This window comes from Serratia sp. Z4 (genome assembly GCF_009900725.1).
Classification (GTDB): Bacteria; Pseudomonadota; Gammaproteobacteria; order Enterobacterales; family Enterobacteriaceae; genus Serratia; species Serratia nematodiphila.
On record NZ_JAAABD010000001.1, the window covers coordinates 918,396 to 938,152 of the forward strand.

The window sequence follows — 19,757 nt, forward strand, 5'->3', positions numbered from 1 at the left end:
TTTTTTGTGCGCGTGGATGATAGTCCTGCTTTTTTATCCGTTGAAAAGCGGTTAGTTTAATCACATAAACAGTTATTCGACGCCCGCAGGGCGAAACGGCCTTTCTGTTTGTATACTGAAACTATATGCAGTTTTTGACGTTTTTTTTTGTGAGCATACAGGGGGCAAGGGATGTTGCTTAAAAAGGGAAACTCTCTACGACGTTTGGCGCTGAGTGGCGCTATCGCCTGTAGTCTTGTGTCGTCGTTTTCCGCCTTGGCCACCGTAACGGCGTTACCGGTGGCAACAGCAGGCATGTCCGTTGCGCAGAGTCGTTCTGAACTGCTGGCCGCGTTGCCGCGCGGTATGGATCTGCACTACCTTTCCACGCTGGCGCCGCTGTATGCGGCGAATCATATGCAGCCGATGTGGCAGGATCGCGAGGCTGTTCAGCAATTTCAACAGCAGCTGGCCGAACTGGCGATGTCCGGCGTACAGCCGCAGTTCACCCAGTGGGTGAAGATGTTGACCGATCCGGCGCTCAGTGAAGCGGGCCGCGATGCGGTGTTGTCCGATGCGATGCTGGGCTATTTGCAGTTTGTATCCGCCATCGGCGCCAACGGCAACAACTGGCTGTACAGCAATATTCCTTACAAGCTTGGTTTGCCGCCCACTGCGGTGATCAATCAATGGCAGCTGGCGGTGCGCCAGGCGCGAACCCTGAGCTACGTGAATTCGCTTGCGCCGCAGCATCCGCAATACGCCAAGATGCATCAGGCGCTGCGTGACATGCTGGCGGACAACCGCCCCTGGCCGCAGGTGGGCAGTGGCCCGAGCCTGCGCCCAGGCCAAATGAGCAACGATATCCCGGCGCTGCGTGAGATCCTGACGCGCACCGGCATGCTGGCCGCCTCGGCGCCGGAAGCGGAGCCGGAACCGGCGGTGGTTTCGGCGAAGAGCAATGAACCCGACGACGGCGGGCTGACGGTAGACGAAGAGAAAAGCCGTGTGACGGTCAGCCCATCGGTGGCGCCGGTGACGGAGTTGACCGCGGAACAGACGCCGCCGCAGATCGGCAGCGTGGTGAGCGACAACCTCTATACCAACGAGCTGGTGGAGGGCGTCAAGCGTTTCCAGAAATGGCAGGGGTTGACGGCGGACGGCGTGATCGGCGTGCGCACCCGCGAGTGGCTCAACGTGTCACCGAAAACCCGCGCCGCGCTGTTGGCGCTGAATATCCAGCGCTTGCGCATCTTGCCGGGGCATGTCGGCACCGGCATTATGGTGAACATTCCCAACTACTCGCTGACCTACTATCAGAACGGCAACGAAGTGTTGTCCTCCCGCGTTATCGTCGGGCGGCCGAGCCGCAAGACGCCGTTGATGAGCAGCGCGTTGAACAACGTGGTGGTCAACCCGCCTTGGAACGTGCCGACTACGTTGGTGCGTGAGGATATTGTGCCGAAGGCGATGCGCGACGGTAACTATTTCCAGAAACACGGCTATACCGTGCTGTCAGGCTGGAGCAACGATGCGGAAGTGATCAACCCGGCGATGATCGACTGGAGCATGGTTTCTGCGCGCAACTTCCCGTATCGCGTGCGCCAGGCGCCGGGCGCCACCAACTCGCTGGGGCGTTTCAAGTTCAATATGCCGAGCTCGGATGCCATCTACCTGCACGATACCCCGAACCACAGCCTGTTCCAGAAAGACATCCGCGCGCTCAGCTCCGGCTGCGTGCGGGTGAACAAGGCTTCCGATTTGGCGAATATGCTGCTGCAGGATGCCGGCTGGAACAATAGCCGCGTTTCCTCCACGCTGAAAGAAGGCAATACCACTTATGTGAATATTCGCCAGCGTATTCCCGTAAAACTGTATTATCTGACCGCCTGGGTTTCGGATGATGGCCAACCGCAATTCCGTACAGATATTTACAATTATGATAATACGGTGAGATCGGGCGCACAAATTTTGGCTCAGGCCAAAAAATTAATGCAGTAAATGCAGTAATTATAAATAAATAACGGTCAGAATGTTTGGCTATACCGCAGGCCCTCGTAGCCGGGGGCCTGTAAACCTAGGCGTATCGCGGGTTGACTCAGCATACGCAGGCGGTTATGGTTCGGACAGTGCGCTGCTTTGTGCATTTATTTTGACATTCTTGCCGGGTTTAACAGAGTCATGGACAAAATTGATCATCATCGCCGTAAATGGCTGGCGCTAGGTGGCGCCGCTATGGGCATAGCGCTGCTTCCAGGGCAGGCATTTGCCAGTCTTTCCACCGCTCGACCGCGTATTTTAGTGCTGAATAACCTGAATACCGGTGAATCTATTAAAGCCGAGTTCTTTGACGGCAAAGGCTACAATAAAGAAGAGTTGGTTCGGCTAAATCATCTGTTCCGCGATTATCGCGCCAACAAGGTTAAATCGATCGATCCCAGCTTGTTTGATCACCTCTATCGCCTGCAGGGGCTGCTGGGTACCAGCAAGCCGGTGCAGCTGATCTCCGGTTACCGTTCCGTAGATACCAATAACGAATTGCGCGCGCACAGCCGCGGTGTGGCCAAGCACAGCTACCATACCAAGGGCCAGGCGATGGATTTCCATATTGAAGGTATCCAATTGAGTAATATCCGTAAAGCGGCGTTAAAAATGCGCGCCGGTGGTGTAGGATATTACCCACGTAGCAACTTCGTGCACATCGATACCGGCCCGGTTCGGAGCTGGTAATCGCGGTGCCCTCAGTGAATAACGCCGCTCCTTGCGGAGGCGGTGTTATTGTCGTTGGAGCCTTATGAAATACCATCTTATTCCCGTTACCGCCTTTAGCCAGAATTGCAGCCTGATCTGGTGTGAAAACACGCAGCAGGCGGCGTTGGTCGATCCCGGCGGCGAAGCGGAAAAAATCAAAGCGGAAGTGGCGAAACAGGGTGTGACAATCACGCAGATTTTGCTGACGCACGGCCATTTGGATCACGTCGGCGCGGCGGCGGAGCTGGCGGAACATTATCAGGTGCCGATTTACGGCCCGGATAAAGAGGACGCTTTTTGGCTGGATGGTTTGCCGGCGCAGAGCCGGATGTTCGGGCTGGAAGAGTGTGCGCCGCTGACCCCGACCCGTTGGTTGTCGGAAGGCGATGAGATGCAGGTGGGTGAGATGACGCTCAAGGTGTTGCATTGCCCTGGGCACACACCGGGCCACATCGTCTTTATCAATGAGCAGGCGCGTTTGGCGCTGGTGGGTGACGTGCTGTTTAACGGCGGCGTGGGGCGCAGCGACTTCCCGCGCGGTGATCATCAGGCGCTGATCGCCTCTATTCGCACCAAGCTGCTGCCATTGGGCGACGATATGCGCTTTATTCCCGGCCACGGCCCGATGTCGAGCTTTGGCCACGAGCGCCAGACCAATCCGTTCCTGCGCGAAGAGCCGGCGGTGTGGTAACGATTATTTCCCGGCCGAAATAATCAAGGGCGCATAGAGCGCCCTTTTTTTATGATTTATGACCTGCGTCGATGCTTTAGAGCACGGCGACGATGGCTTCACACAGCGGTGCCATGTTGTCCGGCGTCATGCCGGCCACGTTCACCCGGCCCGAGTTTACGGCGTATACGCCGAACTCTTCACGCAGACGCAGCACCTGTTCTTTGGTCAGGCCGCTGAATGAGAACATGCCGTTCTGCTGGATGATAAAGCTGAAGTCCTGTTGTGCGCCTTTCTCCTGTAGGGTGTTCACGAACAGCTGACGCATGCGGTGAATGCGCTGGCGCATGTCGGTCAGCTCCTGCTCCCACATCGCGCGCAGCGCGTCATTGCCCAGAATGGTGGCGACAACGGCCGCGCCGTGTGACGGCGGGTTGGAGTAGTTGGCGCGGATAGCCGCTTTCACCTGGCTGAAGGCGCGATCGGCAGTCTCGGCATCGGCAGCTACAAGGGTGCAAGCGCCGACGCGCTCATTGTACAGACCGAAGTTTTTCGAGTAGGAGCTGGCGACGATCAGTTCTTTATGTTTGGCGGCGAAAATACGCAGGCCTTGCGCATCTTCTTCCAGGCCGTTGGCGAAGCCCTGATAAGCGAAGTCGAACAGCGGCAACCACCCGTTGGCGACGGAAAGTTCAGCCAGCTGCGCCCACTGTTCCGGCGTTGGATCGATACCGGTCGGGTTATGGCAGCAGCCGTGGAACAGCACGACATCACCGGCCTGAGCCTGTTTCAGGCTGTTCAGCAGGCCGTCAAAATCCAGCGCGTGGTTGGCTGCGTCGTAGTAGGCGTACTCCAGCACTTCCAGGCCAACGGCGCTAAAGACGTTCTTGTGGTTCGGCCAGCTTGGGTTGCTGATCCAGATGCGCTTGGCGCTGGTCTGGTTGGCGATAAAGTCTGCCGCTACGCGCAAGCCGCCGGTGCCGCCTGGCGTCTGTGCGGTGCGTGCGCGACGATCGGTGACGATCGGGCTCTCTTTACCGAACAGCAGCTCTTGCGTGCAGCTGGCAAACGCCGGGATGCCTTCAATGCCGAGATAGTTTTTGGTGGTCTCGTTTTCCAGCAGATACTGTTCAGCTTTTTTTACGCTGGTCAGCACCGGGGTTTTGCCGGTTTCATCTTTATAAACGCCAATGCCTAAATTGATTTTATTCGGGCGGGCGTCGGCGCGGAAAATGTCGGTCAGGCCCAGGATCGGGTCGGCGGGTGCGGCGGTGATTTTTTCAAACATGTCAGGTGCTTCCAAATCTCGGAGTTAAGCAGACAGAAGCATCAGGGTAGCGCCAGTTATCGGCTTTGCCAACCGTTTGCGATAAAAACACCGCGATCTTGTGAACGGGAAGGATTCGACAGAAAAAATGAGGGATAAGGGGAAATCTGCAGGATAAAACGTTACCGGCAGACACAAATAAAAACAGGGCCGAAGCCCTGTTTTTTTAACTTAGCCGACGGTGAACCGCCGTTAAGCGAGACAACTTAGAACTGGTATACCAGACCAACAGCTACGATATCGTCAGTAGGGGTGCCGGTTGCTTTGGTGAACTCGTTGTCATCCAGCAGGTTGATTTTGTAATCAACGTAGGTGGACATGTTTTTGTTGAAGTAATAGGTGGTACCAACAGAAACATATTTAACCAGATCCTGGTCAGAACCCACGCCTGGGACGTTCAGGTTTTTACCTTTAGACTGCAGGTAAGACACTTCTGGACGCAGACCAAAGTCGAACTGGTACTGAGCGGTCACTTCGAAGTTCTGAGTTTTGCTCGCGAAGCCGCCGCACTTGTCATCGGTAGCTGCACAGCCAGCACCGAAGTTTTTGCCGCCGTAAGTGGTCATGTTACGGGTTTCTGCGTACATCGCGGCCAGGTAGACGTTGTTGGCGTCGTATTTCGCGCCCACGGTCCAAGCGTCAGCTTTTTTGCCTTTCTCGTTGGATTCGTCTTTCTGCTTATCGGTACGGTTGGAAGATGCGTATGCTGCACCTACGCTGATGCCTTCGCCGATGTCATAAGTAGAGGAGATGCCCCAGCCGTCGCCGTTTTGTTTCTTGATGTCGCGACCGTCGTTCTGGTTTTTGCCCTGGTATTGCAGAGCGAAGTTCAGACCGTCAACCAGACCGAAGAAGTTGTTGTTACGATAGGTCGCAACGCCGTTGGTACGGCCGGTCATGAAGTTGTCGGTGATGGTGTAGGTATCGCCACCGAACTCTGGCAGCATATCGGTCCAGCCTTCCACGTCGTACAGTACGCCGTAGTTACGGCCGTAGTCGAAGGAGCCGTAGTCAGCGAATTTCAGACCCGCGAAGCCCAGACGGGTTTTGGTGCCTTCGGTGCCCTGAGATTCGGAGTGGTTAGCCTGGACGTTGTATTCCCACTGGCCGTAACCGGTCAGTTGGTCAGTAATCTGAGTTTCACCTTTGAAGCCGAAACGAACATAGGTCTGATCGCCGTCATTACCTTTGTCGTCGGAGAAGTAGTGCAGACCGTCAACTTTGCCGTACAGATCCAGCTTGTTGCCGTCTTTGTTGTAGATTTCAGCTGCGTTTGCTGCACCAGCAGCCAACAGAGCCGGGATAACCACTGCAAGAATGTTGCGCTTCATCATTATTACCCTCATTGGTGTTATTCGGACACCTTTGCCACTGCCGCCAATAATTCCTTGGGAACTATTGTTGATAGATTGGTGTCGTCCTGTGTCTGAACGCAGTGTTCCATTCACAGGCGGGTTAATCTAGGACGAAAATGATACCAATGTCGCAATGAGGTTGCAAAAGGAAAGTATGTGTAACCAAATGTAATTTTTCGGGAACTTTGTGACGTGCGTCAATATTAAAAAATGCGAAAGGCCAGCGAGGCTGGCCTTTGTTTTGTAACGAAATCGTTTAAAAAACGTGTGATCGTATAAATTAGAAGCTTGCGTTACGTGGGGTGCGTGGGAACGGGATCACATCGCGCACGTTTTGCACGCCGGTGACATAGGCGATTAAACGTTCAAAGCCCAGGCCGAAACCGGAATGCGGCACGGTGCCGTAACGACGCAGATCGCGATACCACCAGTAGTCTTCCTTATTCAGGCCCATCTCTTCCAGACGCTGATCGAGTACGTCGAGACGTTCTTCACGCTGAGAGCCCCCGATGATTTCACCGATGCCCGGCGCCAGCACGTCCATGGCCGCGACGGTTTTGCCGTCTTCGTTCATGCGCATATAGAACGCTTTGATGTCTTTCGGGTAGTTTTTCACCACTACCGGCGCCTGGAAGTGTTTCTCCGCCAGATAACGCTCATGTTCGGAAGAGAGATCGATACCCCAGGAGACCGGGTTTTCGAAGGTTTGGCCAGAGGCCAGCAGGATCTCAATGGCGTCGGTGTAGTCTACCTGGGCGAAATCGGAAGAGACGAAGCGCTCCAGACGCGCGATAGCGTCTTTATCCACGCGCTCGGCGAAGAATTTCAGATCGTCTGCACGCTCATCCAGCACCGCCTGGAACACATACTTCAGCATGCTTTCGGCCAGGCCGGCGACATCGTCCAGCGTCGCGAAGGCCACTTCCGGCTCGATCATCCAGAATTCAGCCAGATGGCGGCTGGTGTTGGAGTTTTCAGCGCGGAAAGTTGGGCCGAAGGTGTATACCTTGGACAGCGCACAGGCGTAGGTTTCGCCGTTCAGCTGGCCGGAAACGGTGAGGAAGGCTTCCTTACCGAAGAAGTCCTGGCTGAAATCGACGGCGCCCTTGTCGGTGCGCGGCAGGTTTTCCAGATCCAGCGTGGAGACGCGGAACATCTCGCCGGCGCCTTCGGTGTCGGAGGCGGTGATCAGCGGGGTAGATACCCAGAAATAGCCATTTTCATGGAAGAAGCGGTGGATCGCCTGCGCCAGGGTATGACGCACGCGCGCCACGGCGCCGATCAGGTTGGTGCGCGGGCGCAGGTGGGCCACTTCGCGCAGGTATTCGATGCTGTGACGTTTGGCCGCCATCGGGTAAGTATCCGGATCGTCGACCCAGCCGACCACTTTGATCGCGGTGGCCTGCAGCTCGAAGCTCTGGCCTTCGCCCGGTGAGGCGACGACCTTGCCGGTAACTTCAACCGAACAGCCGGTGGTCAGGTGCAGCACTTCATCTTGATAATTCGGCAGAGAATTATTAACGACGGCCTGTAACGGATCAAAGCAGGAACCGTCATAGACGGCCAGGAAGGAGATACCAGCTTTTGAATCTCTCCGGGTACGTACCCAGCCGCGTACGGTGACTTCACTGTCAACCGCAGCACGACCTTGCAGTACGTCGACTACAGGCACTACGCTCATAGATTTCTCTCTTTAATAATTTGGTTTAGAAATAGCTTACAACCCAAGAATATGGGGGTAATGGCTATGTTACTTGCCGCGGTGCAGAGCACAAGCAGAAATCATCGGATTGGCGCAACATTTATCGCGGCTGACTGAAAAGAGGGCGTTCGGGATAAAAACAAAAAAGCCGGCGCGTGAACCGGGCCGGCTTTCTCTCTTTATATAAAGAAGGCTCAGCTGGCTTTCTTCACCAGCGGCAGATCGAAGGCCTTGCGCAGGGCCCTGACGAACGCCTGGTCCTGGCAGATGGTCTTGCCGGGGCTGTCGGAGAGTTTGGCCACCGGCTTGCCTTTGCACTCGACCAGCTTGATCACGATATTTAACGGCTTAACGCCGGGAATATCGCAGGTCAGGCGCGTGCCGATGCCGAAGCCGAGATTAATGCGCTGATAGAAATGGCGATAGAGCGCCAGCGCTTTTTCCAGATCCAGATTGTCCGAGAACACCAGCGTTTTGCTCAGTGGGTCGATGCCCAGTTTCTGATAGTGGGCAATGGCCTTTTCACCCCACTCGACGGGATCGCCCGAATCGTGGCGAAGCCCCTGATAACGCTCGGCGAACTGCGGGCCGAAGTCGCGCAGGAAGGCATCCATGGTGATGCAGTCGGTGAGCGCGATGCCAAGCTGGTCCGGATATTCATCCAGCCAGGCCTGCAATGCGGCGCGCTGGCTGTTGGCCAGCACCGGGCTTATCTGCTGATGCGCCTGGAACCACTCATGCGCCTGCGTGCCGACCGGCGCCAGACCCAGCTGGTGCGCCAGATCGTAATTGCTGGTGCCCGACAGGTACGGGAATTCGGCCTGCAAGGTGCTGACGATGGCCTGTTGCACGCCCTGAGAGAAACGGCGGCGGGTGCCGAAATCCATCAACTTGAAGCGCGAAAGATCCAGATCGCCCGCCAACGTCTTGAACTGCGCCAGCTTGGTTTGCAGATGCGCCACCGCCTGTTCCGGCGTCGCCAGCGGCGAGCGCCGGCGGTGCACCACTTCGCTGATCACTGCCAGCAATGGGACTTCCCACATGATCACTTCACGCCAGGGGCCGGCGATGCGGATTTGCAGCTTGCCGTCGCGGTTGTCGATGGTGACCTGCTGCGGATCGTAGCGGAACGTTCGCAGCCAGTTCAGGTAATCTTGACGGAAGAAGGGCAGGCCCGAAAGATAAGCGAATTCGGCGTCGGTTAGCGCCAGCCGGCTCATCAGCGCCACCTGCGCGCGGATCTCGTCGGCATATTCGCCCAGCAGTTCGTCGCCGCGGCAGCGGAATTCCGCCGCCACGCTGATCGCGGGATAGCGATGGAACACTGCTTGCTGCATATGAAGCTTATAAGCATCGGTATCAAGCAGTGATGTCAAAATCGGGGAAGCGTATTGAGTCATAGCGCGTTACAGCATCCTCGTCAGGCGCGTGTCCAAATCCGGATAATCATAAAAGTGGGGGTGGAGTATACCCGGATTATCCTGTTATTGAAGCTGCATCACACCATAAATCACCGAAGCGGGTCGAGGATTAAACGTGCCTTTATGGCAGCCGGATAGCGGCGGAGAGGAAAAAAAGCCAGATATGCCTGTAAGGTGAATGACTTAGCCTAATTAGTCATAAAAATTATAATGTTAATTATTTTAAACAGCGAATCAGATAAAGCCGGCCTGGGTATGCACGCTGACCCGATCCTTGCCGTTCTTTTTGCAAAAGTAGAGCGCTTCGTCCGCCTGTTTGATCGCCGCCTGCAGCGCGGTGAACGCGCTGACTGGCGCAATGCCGCAGCTGGTGGTGAAACGCACTTGCCGTCCGTCGGCCAGATTTAGCGTCAGGCGATGAGTACGGGCGCGCAATTGCTCCATGATGTCCCGCGCGTTGTCCAACGAACAGTTGCCCAGCAGCACCGCGAACTCTTCGCCGCCATAGCGGCAGAAGATGTCGCTGGCGCGGAACGCGCGTTGCAGCAGGTGGCCGAAGGCCACCAGCGCCCGGTCACCCACGTCGTGGCCGTAGCTGTCGTTGAGTTGTTTGAAATTGTCGATGTCGATCAGGCAAAAGGCCTGCGGGTAGCTGGCGTTGCCCAGCAGTTGACATTCAAGGAAGAATTTACGGCGGTTGTAGATATTGGTGAGCGGATCGAGGAAGGAAGAGGCCTCGAGCTCTTTAATCAGCAGTTGTTTCTCGCTCTCCAGCGAGACCTTGTCCAGTTGGTATTGCCTGAGCTGCTGAATGGCGTCGCTGATGGCGATCAATTCCTGGCTGTAGAAGGCGTCGTTGCGATCGATATTCATCTCACCGCGCGACAGCCGCACGATATTGTTGTGGGTCTTGGTCAGCCAGCGGTTGATGCTGGTGCAGAACACCAGCGCCGGCAAAATGAACAGCAAAACCACCAGGCCGGCCAGCGCGATCATGCCGTAAATGGTCGTCTGGCTATCGTAAATTTTATGACGCGAAGCGACGGTTTCCAGCTCGAAGCTGCGTTGATACAGCGCCTGCGAAAGCCCGCTCAGCTCGTCGACATAGCGCGAAATAAGCGCTGCGGGATAGGGTTTTTGGGTATTGATGGCGGTGTATAACCCATCGGTGATCTGCTTGAGACGTTCGGCCGACACTAGGGTGAGCAACTGATTGACGAGCTCGGTGGTTTGCACGTCGTCGTAGTTGATCTTCATGAAGATCAATCGGGTGCTCAGCGCGTTCAGCACGCCGGTTAGCTGAATGGACTTCAGATAGGCGTCTTTGCGAACGAGCTGGCTGACGTTGACGTCGATAATCTGATCGCTCAATTCCGTCAATGACATATTTAGCCGGTTATTGAGGCGGATGGCCTCGAGAAACATAAAGGAGTCGGTATCCACCATCCGGGTATCGTAGGTGTAGCGGTAATAACTCTTGCTGGTTTGCGAGATGTAATAGGCGCTGTTGATGTTGAACAGATTGGCGTTGGTGTTATTGACCTGCGAAAGCTGCAGGTTGTCATTATCCAGCAGCTGTTCCATCAAAGCGATCATCGACAGCGCGGCGATTTTTTGCTGAACCCCAAGCTGTCTGGCGACCTCATCGTCCAGATGTTCGCGGATCCGGGTGATTCTCTCGCGCGCTACCCGATCGGCGGCCAAACATTGCGCACGGGTGATTTGCGGATCGATCAGGCTCAATCGTTTGAGGCGATGAGCCAGCAACGCAGCCTGAAAAGCTTCGGAAATTTCTTTGGCGCGATCAATTTTGTACAGGTTTAGCTGGTTGTCGCGGTAGTCGGTATGGGCTTCGAGCAGCTCATCGACGATGAACAGAGAGAAGGAAGTCATCAGGCACAGGGTGAAAAAATAGATTGCGTATTTAATCTTCATAATGCGAGCCATCCCTGAACCTGATGCCGCAATTATACCACCATGCCGCCGGTGTCGCCTCAACTATGCCGGCGCGCCGCGATGGCGGTTTTTTAGCATTAAATGCTGATTTTTATTTGGCCATTGGTCACCCGCACTGCCGCCTGCCGGGCGATTTATGATTTGCCTCTGATTTCTCTCTCCTGGTCGCCCTGCGGCTCTGGGCTTTTCGGCCAGCTGTGATACAGTTTATTCACAATTCAGGCTCACCGCGCGCCGCAGGGGAACATACCGGCTGCGGTACGAAGGAGAAGAGCAGCCTGGCACCTATAACTCACTGAGACGTTTAAGGGTTTTTATGACACAACAGCCACAGGCAAAATACCGCCACGATTATCGCGCGCCCGATTACACCACGACCGATATCGATTTGGACTTCAGTCTGGACGCGGAAACCACGCGCGTGACCGCCGTCAGTAAAATCAAACGTCAGGGGGCGGCCGGTGCACCGCTGGTGCTGGATGGCGAAGATTTGACGCTGGTGAGCATTCAGGTGGACGGCCAACCGTGGAGCGCCTACCGTCAGCAGGATAACCAGCTGATCATCGAAGAGTTGCCGGCACAATTCACTCTTACCATTGTCAACGATATTCACCCGGCGAAGAACACCGCGCTGGAAGGGCTGTACCTGTCCGGCGATGCGCTGTGCACGCAATGCGAAGCCGAAGGCTTCCACCACATTACTTATTACCAGGATCGCCCGGACGTGCTGGCGCGCTTTACCACCCGCATCGTGGCCGACAAGACGCGCTATCCGTTCCTGCTGTCGAACGGCAACCGCATCGGCCAGGGCGAATTGGCCGATGGCCGCCACTGGGTGCAATGGCAGGATCCGTTCCCGAAACCTTGCTACCTGTTCGCGCTGGTGGCGGGGGATTTCGACGTGCTGCGCGACAGCTTCACCACCCGTTCCGGCCGTAAGGTCGCACTGGAGCTGTTCGTCGATCGCGGCAACCTGGATCGCGCCGACTGGGCAATGACTTCGTTGAAGAACTCGATGAAGTGGGACGAGACCCGCTTCGGCCTGGAATATGATCTCGACATTTATATGATTGTGGCGGTCGATTTCTTCAATATGGGCGCGATGGAGAACAAAGGGTTAAATATCTTTAACTCCAAATATGTGCTAGCGAAGGCGGAAACCGCGACCGACAAGGATTACCTGAACATCGAAGCGGTGATCGGCCACGAATACTTCCACAACTGGACCGGTAACCGCGTGACCTGCCGCGACTGGTTCCAGCTCAGTCTGAAAGAGGGGCTGACGGTGTTCCGCGATCAGGAATTCAGTTCCGATCTGGGATCGCGTTCGGTCAACCGCATCGACAATGTGCGCGTGATGCGCGGCGCGCAGTTTGCCGAAGACGCCAGCCCGATGGCGCACGCCATCCGCCCGGACAAAGTCATCGAGATGAACAACTTCTACACCCTCACGGTGTATGAAAAGGGTTCCGAGGTGATCCGTATGATGCATACCCTGTTGGGGGAGGAGAACTTCCAGAAAGGGATGCAGCTCTATTTCGAACGCCACGACGGCAGCGCCGCTACCTGCGACGATTTCGTGCAGGCGATGGAGGATGCGTCTAACGTCGATCTGTCGCGCTTCCGCCGTTGGTATAGCCAGTCCGGCACGCCGCTGTTGACGGTGCGCGACGAGTACGATGCGGAAACTCAGCAATATCGCCTGCATGTCAGCCAGAAAACTGCGCCGACCGCCGATCAGCCGGAGAAGTTGCCGCTGCATATTCCGCTGGATATCGAACTGTACGACAGCGAAGGCAATGTCATTCCATTGCAAAAAGGCGGCCTGCCGGTCAACAACGTGCTGAACGTCACCGAAGCGGAGCAGACCTTCGTGTTCGACGGCGTGGCGCACAAGCCGGTACCGTCGCTGCTGCGCGAATTCTCCGCGCCGGTGAAACTGGACTATCCGTACAGCGATCAGCAACTGACCTTCCTGATGCAGCACGCACGCAATGAATTTGCACGTTGGGATGCGGCACAGAGCCTGCTGGCGACCTATATCAAGCTGAACGTGGCGCGGCACCAGCAGAAGCAGCCACTGTCGCTGCCGCTGCACGTGGCCGATGCGTTCCGTGCGGTGCTGCTGGACGAAAAACTGGATCCGGCGCTGGCGGCGCAGATCCTGACGCTGCCGTCGGAGAACGAAATCGCCGAGCTGTTCGCCACTATCGATCCGGAAGCGATCGCCGCGGTGCACGAAGCGATCGTACGCTGCCTGGCGCGGGAGTTGGCCGAAGAGTGGCTGGCGGTGTATCACGCCAACAAGACCGACGGCTACCGCGTGGAGCATGCCGAGATCGCCAAGCGCGCCTTGCGCAATGTGTGCCTGGGCTATCTGGCGTTCGGCGAAGATGAGGCGCTGGCGGACCAGCTGGTGAACGAACAGTATCGCCAGGCGGACAACATGACTGACTCGCTGGCGGCGCTGTCTGCCGCGGTCGCGACCCAGCTGCCGTGCCGCGATGCGCTGCTGGCGGCGTTCGACGAGCGCTGGCATCAGGATGGCCTGGTGATGGACAAATGGTTCGTGCTGCAGGGCGGCAGCCCGGCGGCAGACGTGTTGAGCAAGGTGCGCGCGCTGTTGCAACACCGCTCGTTCAGCCTGAGCAACCCGAACCGCACCCGTTCGCTGATCGGCGGCTTCGCTTCCGGTAACCCGGCGGCGTTCCATGCCGCGGACGGCAGCGGCTATCAGTTCCTGGTGGAGATCCTCAGCGATCTCAACCAGCGCAACCCGCAGATCGCCGCGCGCCTGATCGAACCGCTGATTCGCCTGAAGCGTTACGATGCCGGCCGCCAGGCGCTGATGCGTAAGGCGCTGGAACAGCTGAAAGGGTTGGAAAACCTGTCCGGCGATCTGTACGAGAAGATCAGCAAGGCGCTCGACGCCTGATTTTTTCGCGCTAGAGACATCAAGGGACGGCCTGGGCCGTCCCTTTTTCATTCATTCAATTCGCCGCCCGGCGCGCGGCGTCCGTCGCGGCAGGCGGCGATAACACCCGTTCCAGCACTTCGGCCTCCAGTTCCGCCAGCCTGGCCGAGCCTTTGCGGCGCGGCCGCGGCAGATCGATGCTCAGATCCAGCCCGATATGGCCCTCTTCAATCAGGATCACCCGATCCGCCAGCGCGATGGCTTCGCTGACGTCATGTGTGACCAGCAGTACGGTAAAACCGTGTTGTAGCCACAGCGTTTCTATCAGCCCTTGCATCTCGATGCGCGTCAGGGCATCCAGCGCTCCGAGCGGTTCATCCAGCAGCAGCAGGCGGGGGCGGTGGATCAGCGCGCGCGCCAGGGCGACCCGCTGCTTTTGTCCGCCGGACAGCGCCGCCGGCCAATCGCGGGCGCGATCCGCCAAACCGACCGCTTCCAGGGCTTGCAACGCCGCGTCGCGCCACTGGCCGCGCAGCCCCAGACCCACGTTATCGATCACCGTTTTCCATGGCAACAGGCGCGCATCCTGAAACATCAACCGGGTATCCTCTTTAGCGGCGGCGAGCGGCGCGTTGCCGCTGAGCAAAGCGCCGCTGCTGGCCTGTTCCAGGCCGGCCAACAGGCGCAGCAGGGTGCTCTTGCCGCAGCCGCTGCGGCCAACCACCGCCACGAACTGCCCGGCGGAAATGCGCAGCTGAATATTGTCCAGCACCGTGCGGTTGCCGTAACGTTTGCCGATAGACTCCAGCGTCACCGGCGTGCCTTGCGCAAGGCGAGCGGGAAGGGTCATAGCGCTTCTCCCTGTTTCAGTTGATAGGCCGGATGCCAGCGCAACCAGACGCGCTCCAGCAGCTGCGCGCCCACGTCCGCCAGCTTGCCGAGCAGGGCGTACAGCACGATCGCCACCACCACCACGTCGGTTTGCAGAAATTCACGCGCGTTCATCGCCAGGTAGCCGATGCCCGAATTGGCCGAGATGGTTTCGGCGACGATCAGCGTCAGCCACATGAAGCCGAGAGCGAAACGCACGCCGACCATAATCGACGGCAGCGCGCCCGGCAGCACCACCTGTGTAAACAGGCGAAAACCGCTCAGGCCGTAGCTGCGGGCCATCTCCAACAGGCCGCGATCGATGTTTTTGATGCCGTGATAGGTATTGAGATAAATCGGGAACAGCGTACCGAGCGCCACCAGAAAGATCTTGGCGGATTCATCGATGCCGAACCACAGGATCACCAACGGGATCAGCGCCAGATGCGGCACGTTGCGGATCATTTGCACCGAGCTGTCCAGCAGGCGTTCGCCCCAGCGCGACAGCCCGGTAATAAAGCCGAGTATCAGTCCGATGCTGCCGCCGATGGCGAAGCCTAACAACGCGCGCTGGCTGCTGATGCTCAGGTGCTGCCACAGTTCGCCGCTTTGGCTCAGGCGCCAGAAGGCGGCCAGCACCGCACTCGGCGCCGGCAAAATGCGGTTGGACAGCCAGCCGGTTTCGACGGCGATTTGCCAGATGATCACCAGCGCCAGCGGCAGCGCCCAGGGGGCCAGCCGATACAGGATGCGTTGTACGTTATTTGCCATCGGGGCGCTCCTCAGCTCTGCGATACTTTTTGCGGAACATAGATGTTGGCCACCACTTCGCCCTGCGGACGCACCGGCTGAAGGCGAGCGGGCGTTTCCTCCTGCGCCAGATCGAGGTGCGGGAACAGCAGTTCGCCGACGCGGTAGGCCTCTTCCAGATGCGGATAGCCGGAGAGAATAAAGGTGTCGATGCCCAGATCGGCATATTCCTGCATGCGCGCCGCGACCGTCGGGCCATCGCCCACCAGCGCGGTGCCGGCGCCGCCGCGCACCAGGCCGATGCCGGCCCACAGGTTCGGGCTGATCTCCAGGTTATCCTTTTTGCCGCCGTGCAGCGCCGCCATGCGCCGTTGGCCGACGGAGTCGAAGCGCGCAAAGGCCTGCTGCGCGTTGGCGATGGTTTCCTCATCGAGGTGGGCGATCAGCCGGTCAGCGGCGCGCCAGGCTTCTTCGGTGGTTTCCCGCACGATGACGTGCAGCCGGATGCCGAAACGCACCTGGCGGCCTTTCGCCGCCGCTTTGGCGCGCACCTCTTCGATCTTCGCCTTAACCTGCGCCGGCGGCTCTCCCCAGGTGAGATACATTTCTACCTGCTCGGCGGCCAGATCCTGTGCGGCGGCGGAGGATCCGCCGAAATAGAGCGGCGGGCGCGGCTGTTGCACCGGCGGGAACAGCAGTTTGGCGCCTTTCACCTGAATATGCTTGCCGTGGAAATCGACGGTTTCCCCTTCCAGCACCCGGCGCCAGATGTGGGTGAACTCGGTTGAGGCTTCGTAGCGTTCTTCATGGCTAAGGTGCAGCCCCTCGGCCGCCAGCTCTTCCGGATCGCCGCCGGTGACCAGATTGAACAGCGCGCGCCCGTTGGACAGGCGATCCAGCGTCGCCGCCTGGCGCGCCGCCAGCGTAGGGGAGATGATGCCCGGCCGCAGCGCGACCAAAAATTTCAGCCGCTGGGTGACCGGGATCAGCGAGGCGGCCACCAGCCAGGAGTCTTCGCAGGAGCGGCCGGTGGGGATCAGCACGCCGCCGAATCCCAGCCGATCCGCCGCCTGGGCGATCTGCTGCAAGTAACCGTGATCGACGCTGCGAGCACCCTGTGCGCTGCCAAGATAGTGGCCGTCGCCGTGGGTGGGTAAAAACCAGAAAACGTTCAGGCTCATCGTCAATGCTCTCCCGTATTTATTGCGCGCTTGGGCGCCAGATGCGTTGCGAGATGTCGACCTTCACCGGCACCAGCCGGTTGGCGTAAAACAGGTCGGCGGTTTGCTGCTGCGCGGCGATGGTATGCGCATCGAGCGGTGTGATGGCGGTCGGGGGGCGGTGATCCAGATAGCTGGCGATCACCGGTTCCGGCAGCCCCATGGCGTTGGCCAGCAAGGTCACGCTTTGCGCCCGGTCGCTGCGGGTGAGCGCATCGGCCTGGGTCAGCACCGTCAGGACCTGGCTGATAAAGGCGCCGTTGGCTTCGACATAAGGGCGTGCCGCCAGATAGAAGGAGCCGGTCTGGTTCAGATCGGTGCCGTCGCCGAGCACCCGAACGCCGCCCTGCAGCAGCGCGGCGGAATAATAAGGATCCCAGATCGCCCAGGCATCGACGTTGCCCTGTTGGAATGCGGCGCGCGCATCGGCGGGCGTCAGATAGGCGGGCTGGATATCCGTAAATTTCAGTCCGGCTTTTTGCAGCGATCGCAGCAGCAGGTTATGTGAGCTGGATCCTTTCTGGAACGCGACCTTATGGCCTTTCAGATCGGCGACGGTTTTGATCGGGCTGTTTTCCGGCACCAGGATCACTTCCGCCTTCGGTTTGGGCGGCTCAACGCCGACATACAGCAGATCGGCCCCGGCGGCCTGCGCGAAGATCGGAGGAATATCGCCGGTGCTGCCCAGATCGATGCTGCCGACGTTCAGGGCCTCCAGCATTTGCGGGCCGGCGGGAAACTCGATCCAACTGATGCGGGTGGCGGGGAAACGTTCCTCCAGCAGCCGGTGGCTCTTCGCCAGCACCAGACTGACCGATCCTTTTTGGTAGCCGATGCGGAATTGCGCCGGATCCTGAGCGACGGCGGCGTTGGCCCAAACCAGCGACAGCAGGCCGGTGAAGGCGGCGGCGCTCAGCCAACGCCGCAAAGCAATGCGTTGTTTCATTCAGGCTCTCCTTTTCCAGGCGTTTCAGGCGGTTTGACGCGCCGCCAGTGGCGAGGCGACGCGCAGCGCCGGCGGTTTGCGGCGGCCAAGTGCCAGATAGAAACTGGCCAGTGCCTCTTCCAGCCGGGCGGCCACGGCGTCGGTGAGCGTGGCGCCTTCGTCGGTCAGCTGGATCTGGCTGTCGTCGGCGAACACGCCGTGCAGCACCTCTTGCGCTTTCAGCGCCGCCAGTACCGGTTTCAACGCATAGTCCACCGCCAGCATGTGGCCGATCGAACCACCGGTCGCCAGCGGCAACACCACCTTATGATCCAGAGCGCGTTCCGGCAGCAGATCCAGCAGGGTTTTCAGCGCGCCGGAGAACGACGCTTTATAAACCGGCGTGGAAATCAGCAGGCCGTCGGCCTGCGCCAGCTGCTCGGCAAACGCCTTGATCGCCGGACTGTTGAAGTTGGCGTACAGCAGATCTTCGGCGTCAAAGTCGTGCAGGGTATAGGCCGTCACTTCCACCCCTTGCTGCCGCAGCCAGTTCTGACTCAGCGAGAGCAGCGCGGCGGAACGTGATGGGATGCGTGGGCTACCGGCCAGTGATATAACGCGCATTGCCACTCCTTATAACTAAAAGTTAGGTTTAATTAGAAAATCAATAGGAAGTGTTTTAAACCTACCAGCAACCCGGCGCGTTTTTTAAATCTCATTTTTTGATTTGGATATGCGCAAAAGCGGATTAGCGCCGATTTGGCGGTGAAGAGGGAAAACGATTGCGTAAAAACGGCTTTTTTTGCCTTTAATCAATTCCAATTAGGCGGGGGATACCGGATAATACGCCCCCGGTTTGCAACCGGGAAATCAGGAGAGTCCATGTACTACCCCCTCATCAGGAAAGCGTTGTTCCAGCTCGATCCGGAGCGCGCGCACGAAGTGACCTTTCGTCAGCTCAGCCGTATTACCGGCACCCCATTAGCGTTTCTTGTCCGTCAGTCCGTGCCGACCAAACCGGTCAACTGCATGGGGCTGTCGTTTAAAAACCCGCTGGGATTGGCCGCCGGTCTGGATAAAAACGGCGAATGCATCGATGCGTTCGGCGCGATGGGCTTCGGCCATGTGGAAGTCGGCACCGTGACGCCGCGTCCGCAACCGGGCAACGACAAGCCGCGCTTGTTCCGCGTGGTTGAGGCGGAAGGCCTGATTAACCGCATGGGGTTCAATAACCATGGCGTGGACAATCTGGTTGAAAACGTTAAGAAATCCCATTTCGGCGGCATTCTTGGGATCAATATCGGCAAGAATAAAGACACGCCGGTCGAGCAGGGCAAAGACGATTATTTGATCTGCATGGATAAAGTTTATCCGTATGCCGGATATATCGCGATTAACATCTCTTCACCGAATACGCCGGGGTTACGATCCTTACAGTATGGCGAAGCGCTGGACGATCTTTTGGCTGCGATTAAAAATAAGCAGCAGGAATTACATGCGCGTCATCACAAATATGTGCCGGTGGCGGTAAAGATCGCGCCGGATCTTTCAGAAGAAGAATTGATCCAAATTGCCGATAGCCTGGTGCGGCATAATATCGATGGCGTGATCGCCACCAATACCACGTTGGATCGAAAATTGATCCAGGGGTTGAATTACTGCGAACAAGCGGGCGGGTTAAGCGGGCGTCCGTTGCAATCACGCAGCACCGAAGTTATCCGTCGTCTCTCCACCGAACTGCAGGGGCGCCTGCCGATTATTGGCGTAGGCGGCATCGATTCGCTGACGGCGGCGCGCGAAAAAATGGAGGCCGGCGCGAGCCTGCTGCAAATTTATTCCGGATTTATCTATCACGGCCCGCGTTTGATTAAAGATATCGTTACCCATATCTAATATTTTTCCTCTCATTTTATTCCG

General features: G+C 57.8%; 15 protein-coding genes. 5 read left to right on the forward strand and 10 right to left on the reverse strand.

Translation table 11 applies throughout. From position 1 onward, the window contains the following. Positions 1 to 171 precede the first annotated feature (171 nt). The 3 genes from ldtD (at position 172) to GT753_RS04495 (ending at position 3,421) form a co-directional block, all read left to right on the forward strand. The gene (gene ldtD, locus GT753_RS04485) at positions 172 to 1,980 is read left to right on the forward strand and encodes a L,D-transpeptidase (RefSeq protein WP_160125311.1); all 1,809 of its coding nucleotides are present in this window, start codon (positions 172 to 174) and stop codon (positions 1,978 to 1,980) included. A gap of 180 nt (positions 1,981 to 2,160) precedes the next feature. Beyond that, positions 2,161 to 2,709, forward strand: a complete 549-nt coding sequence (locus tag GT753_RS04490; RefSeq protein ID WP_004928217.1) for a YcbK family protein — start codon at positions 2,161 to 2,163, stop codon at positions 2,707 to 2,709. A gap of 64 nt (positions 2,710 to 2,773) precedes the next feature. After that, positions 2,774 to 3,421: an MBL fold metallo-hydrolase gene (locus GT753_RS04495; protein WP_075684382.1), complete on the forward strand. Its 648-nt coding sequence runs from the start codon at positions 2,774 to 2,776 to the stop codon at positions 3,419 to 3,421. A gap of 76 nt (positions 3,422 to 3,497) precedes the next feature. On the opposite strand, the gene GT753_RS04500 is transcribed toward GT753_RS04495, so the two are convergent. The 5 genes from GT753_RS04500 to GT753_RS04520 form a co-directional block, all read right to left on the reverse strand. Beyond that, complete coding sequence (locus tag GT753_RS04500) at positions 3,498 to 4,688, reverse strand: amino acid aminotransferase (RefSeq protein ID WP_160125312.1); 1,191 nt, start codon at positions 4,686 to 4,688, stop codon at positions 3,498 to 3,500. Between the two features lie 245 nt (positions 4,689 to 4,933). After that, positions 4,934 to 6,061, reverse strand: a complete 1,128-nt coding sequence (gene ompC, locus GT753_RS04505; protein WP_075684383.1) for a porin OmpC — start codon at positions 6,059 to 6,061, stop codon at positions 4,934 to 4,936. Positions 6,062 to 6,362: 301 nt separating this feature from the next. Then, positions 6,363 to 7,763: an asparagine--tRNA ligase gene (gene asnS, locus GT753_RS04510; protein ID WP_015377341.1), complete on the reverse strand. Its 1,401-nt coding sequence runs from the start codon at positions 7,761 to 7,763 to the stop codon at positions 6,363 to 6,365. 215 nt (positions 7,764 to 7,978) lie between these two features. Then, positions 7,979 to 9,184, reverse strand: coding sequence for a nicotinate phosphoribosyltransferase (gene pncB / locus GT753_RS04515; RefSeq protein ID WP_004928202.1), 1,206 nt, complete (start codon positions 9,182 to 9,184; stop codon positions 7,979 to 7,981). Between the two features lie 255 nt (positions 9,185 to 9,439). Beyond that, positions 9,440 to 11,140, reverse strand: coding sequence for a GGDEF domain-containing protein (locus GT753_RS04520; RefSeq protein ID WP_041922208.1), 1,701 nt, complete (start codon positions 11,138 to 11,140; stop codon positions 9,440 to 9,442). Positions 11,141 to 11,477: 337 nt separating this feature from the next. Between GT753_RS04520 and pepN the strand changes: the two genes are divergently transcribed. Continuing rightward, positions 11,478 to 14,096, forward strand: a complete 2,619-nt coding sequence (gene pepN, locus GT753_RS04525; protein ID WP_160125313.1) for an aminopeptidase N — start codon at positions 11,478 to 11,480, stop codon at positions 14,094 to 14,096. A gap of 55 nt (positions 14,097 to 14,151) precedes the next feature. Here the strand turns inward: pepN and ssuB are convergent, their stop codons facing one another. Genes ssuB through ssuE form a run of 5 tightly spaced genes read right to left on the reverse strand, consistent with a single transcriptional unit; the run spans position 14,152 to position 18,464 of the window. Continuing rightward, a complete protein-coding gene (ssuB, locus tag GT753_RS04530; RefSeq protein ID WP_015377344.1) occupies positions 14,152 to 14,925 on the reverse strand; it encodes an aliphatic sulfonates ABC transporter ATP-binding protein in 774 nt (257 codons plus the stop codon). After that, on the reverse strand, positions 14,922 to 15,716 hold the full coding sequence (gene ssuC / locus GT753_RS04535) for an aliphatic sulfonate ABC transporter permease SsuC (protein WP_044031527.1): 795 nt from the start codon (positions 15,714 to 15,716) through the stop codon (positions 14,922 to 14,924). Before ssuC ends, ssuB begins: the two co-directional genes overlap by 4 nt. A gap of 11 nt (positions 15,717 to 15,727) precedes the next feature. Then, complete coding sequence (gene ssuD / locus GT753_RS04540) at positions 15,728 to 16,876, reverse strand: FMNH2-dependent alkanesulfonate monooxygenase (protein WP_015377346.1); 1,149 nt, start codon at positions 16,874 to 16,876, stop codon at positions 15,728 to 15,730. Between the two features lie 19 nt (positions 16,877 to 16,895). Beyond that, on the reverse strand, positions 16,896 to 17,861 hold the full coding sequence (locus GT753_RS04545) for a sulfonate ABC transporter substrate-binding protein (RefSeq protein ID WP_015377347.1): 966 nt from the start codon (positions 17,859 to 17,861) through the stop codon (positions 16,896 to 16,898). Positions 17,862 to 17,885: 24 nt separating this feature from the next. Further along, the gene (gene ssuE, locus GT753_RS04550) at positions 17,886 to 18,464 is read right to left on the reverse strand and encodes an NADPH-dependent FMN reductase (protein WP_004928176.1); all 579 of its coding nucleotides are present in this window, start codon (positions 18,462 to 18,464) and stop codon (positions 17,886 to 17,888) included. 258 nt (positions 18,465 to 18,722) lie between these two features. Between ssuE and pyrD the strand changes: the two genes are divergently transcribed. Continuing rightward, the gene (pyrD, locus tag GT753_RS04555; RefSeq protein WP_015377348.1) at positions 18,723 to 19,733 is read left to right on the forward strand and encodes a quinone-dependent dihydroorotate dehydrogenase; all 1,011 of its coding nucleotides are present in this window, start codon (positions 18,723 to 18,725) and stop codon (positions 19,731 to 19,733) included. Positions 19,734 to 19,757 lie beyond the last annotated feature (24 nt).

Excerpts from the sequence above, each read along its gene's own strand:
- ldtD (WP_160125311.1), top strand. The coding sequence starts at position 172 with ATGTTGCTTAAAAAGGGAAACTCTCTACGACGTTTGGCGCTGAGTGGC.
- GT753_RS04490 (WP_004928217.1), top strand. The coding sequence starts at position 2,161 with ATGGACAAAATTGATCATCATCGCCGTAAATGGCTGGCGCTAGGTGGC.
- GT753_RS04495 (WP_075684382.1), top strand. The coding sequence starts at position 2,774 with ATGAAATACCATCTTATTCCCGTTACCGCCTTTAGCCAGAATTGCAGC.
- GT753_RS04500 (WP_160125312.1), bottom strand. The coding sequence starts at position 4,688 with ATGTTTGAAAAAATCACCGCCGCACCCGCCGACCCGATCCTGGGCCTG.
- ompC (WP_075684383.1), bottom strand. The coding sequence starts at position 6,061 with ATGATGAAGCGCAACATTCTTGCAGTGGTTATCCCGGCTCTGTTGGCT.
- asnS (WP_015377341.1), bottom strand. The coding sequence starts at position 7,763 with ATGAGCGTAGTGCCTGTAGTCGACGTACTGCAAGGTCGTGCTGCGGTT.
- pncB (WP_004928202.1), bottom strand. The coding sequence starts at position 9,184 with ATGACTCAATACGCTTCCCCGATTTTGACATCACTGCTTGATACCGAT.
- GT753_RS04520 (WP_041922208.1), bottom strand. The coding sequence starts at position 11,140 with ATGAAGATTAAATACGCAATCTATTTTTTCACCCTGTGCCTGATGACT.
- pepN (WP_160125313.1), top strand. The coding sequence starts at position 11,478 with ATGACACAACAGCCACAGGCAAAATACCGCCACGATTATCGCGCGCCC.
- ssuB (WP_015377344.1), bottom strand. The coding sequence starts at position 14,925 with ATGACCCTTCCCGCTCGCCTTGCGCAAGGCACGCCGGTGACGCTGGAG.
- ssuC (WP_044031527.1), bottom strand. The coding sequence starts at position 15,716 with ATGGCAAATAACGTACAACGCATCCTGTATCGGCTGGCCCCCTGGGCG.
- ssuD (WP_015377346.1), bottom strand. The coding sequence starts at position 16,876 with ATGAGCCTGAACGTTTTCTGGTTTTTACCCACCCACGGCGACGGCCAC.
- GT753_RS04545 (WP_015377347.1), bottom strand. The coding sequence starts at position 17,861 with ATGAAACAACGCATTGCTTTGCGGCGTTGGCTGAGCGCCGCCGCCTTC.
- ssuE (WP_004928176.1), bottom strand. The coding sequence starts at position 18,464 with ATGCGCGTTATATCACTGGCCGGTAGCCCACGCATCCCATCACGTTCC.
- pyrD (WP_015377348.1), top strand. The coding sequence starts at position 18,723 with ATGTACTACCCCCTCATCAGGAAAGCGTTGTTCCAGCTCGATCCGGAG.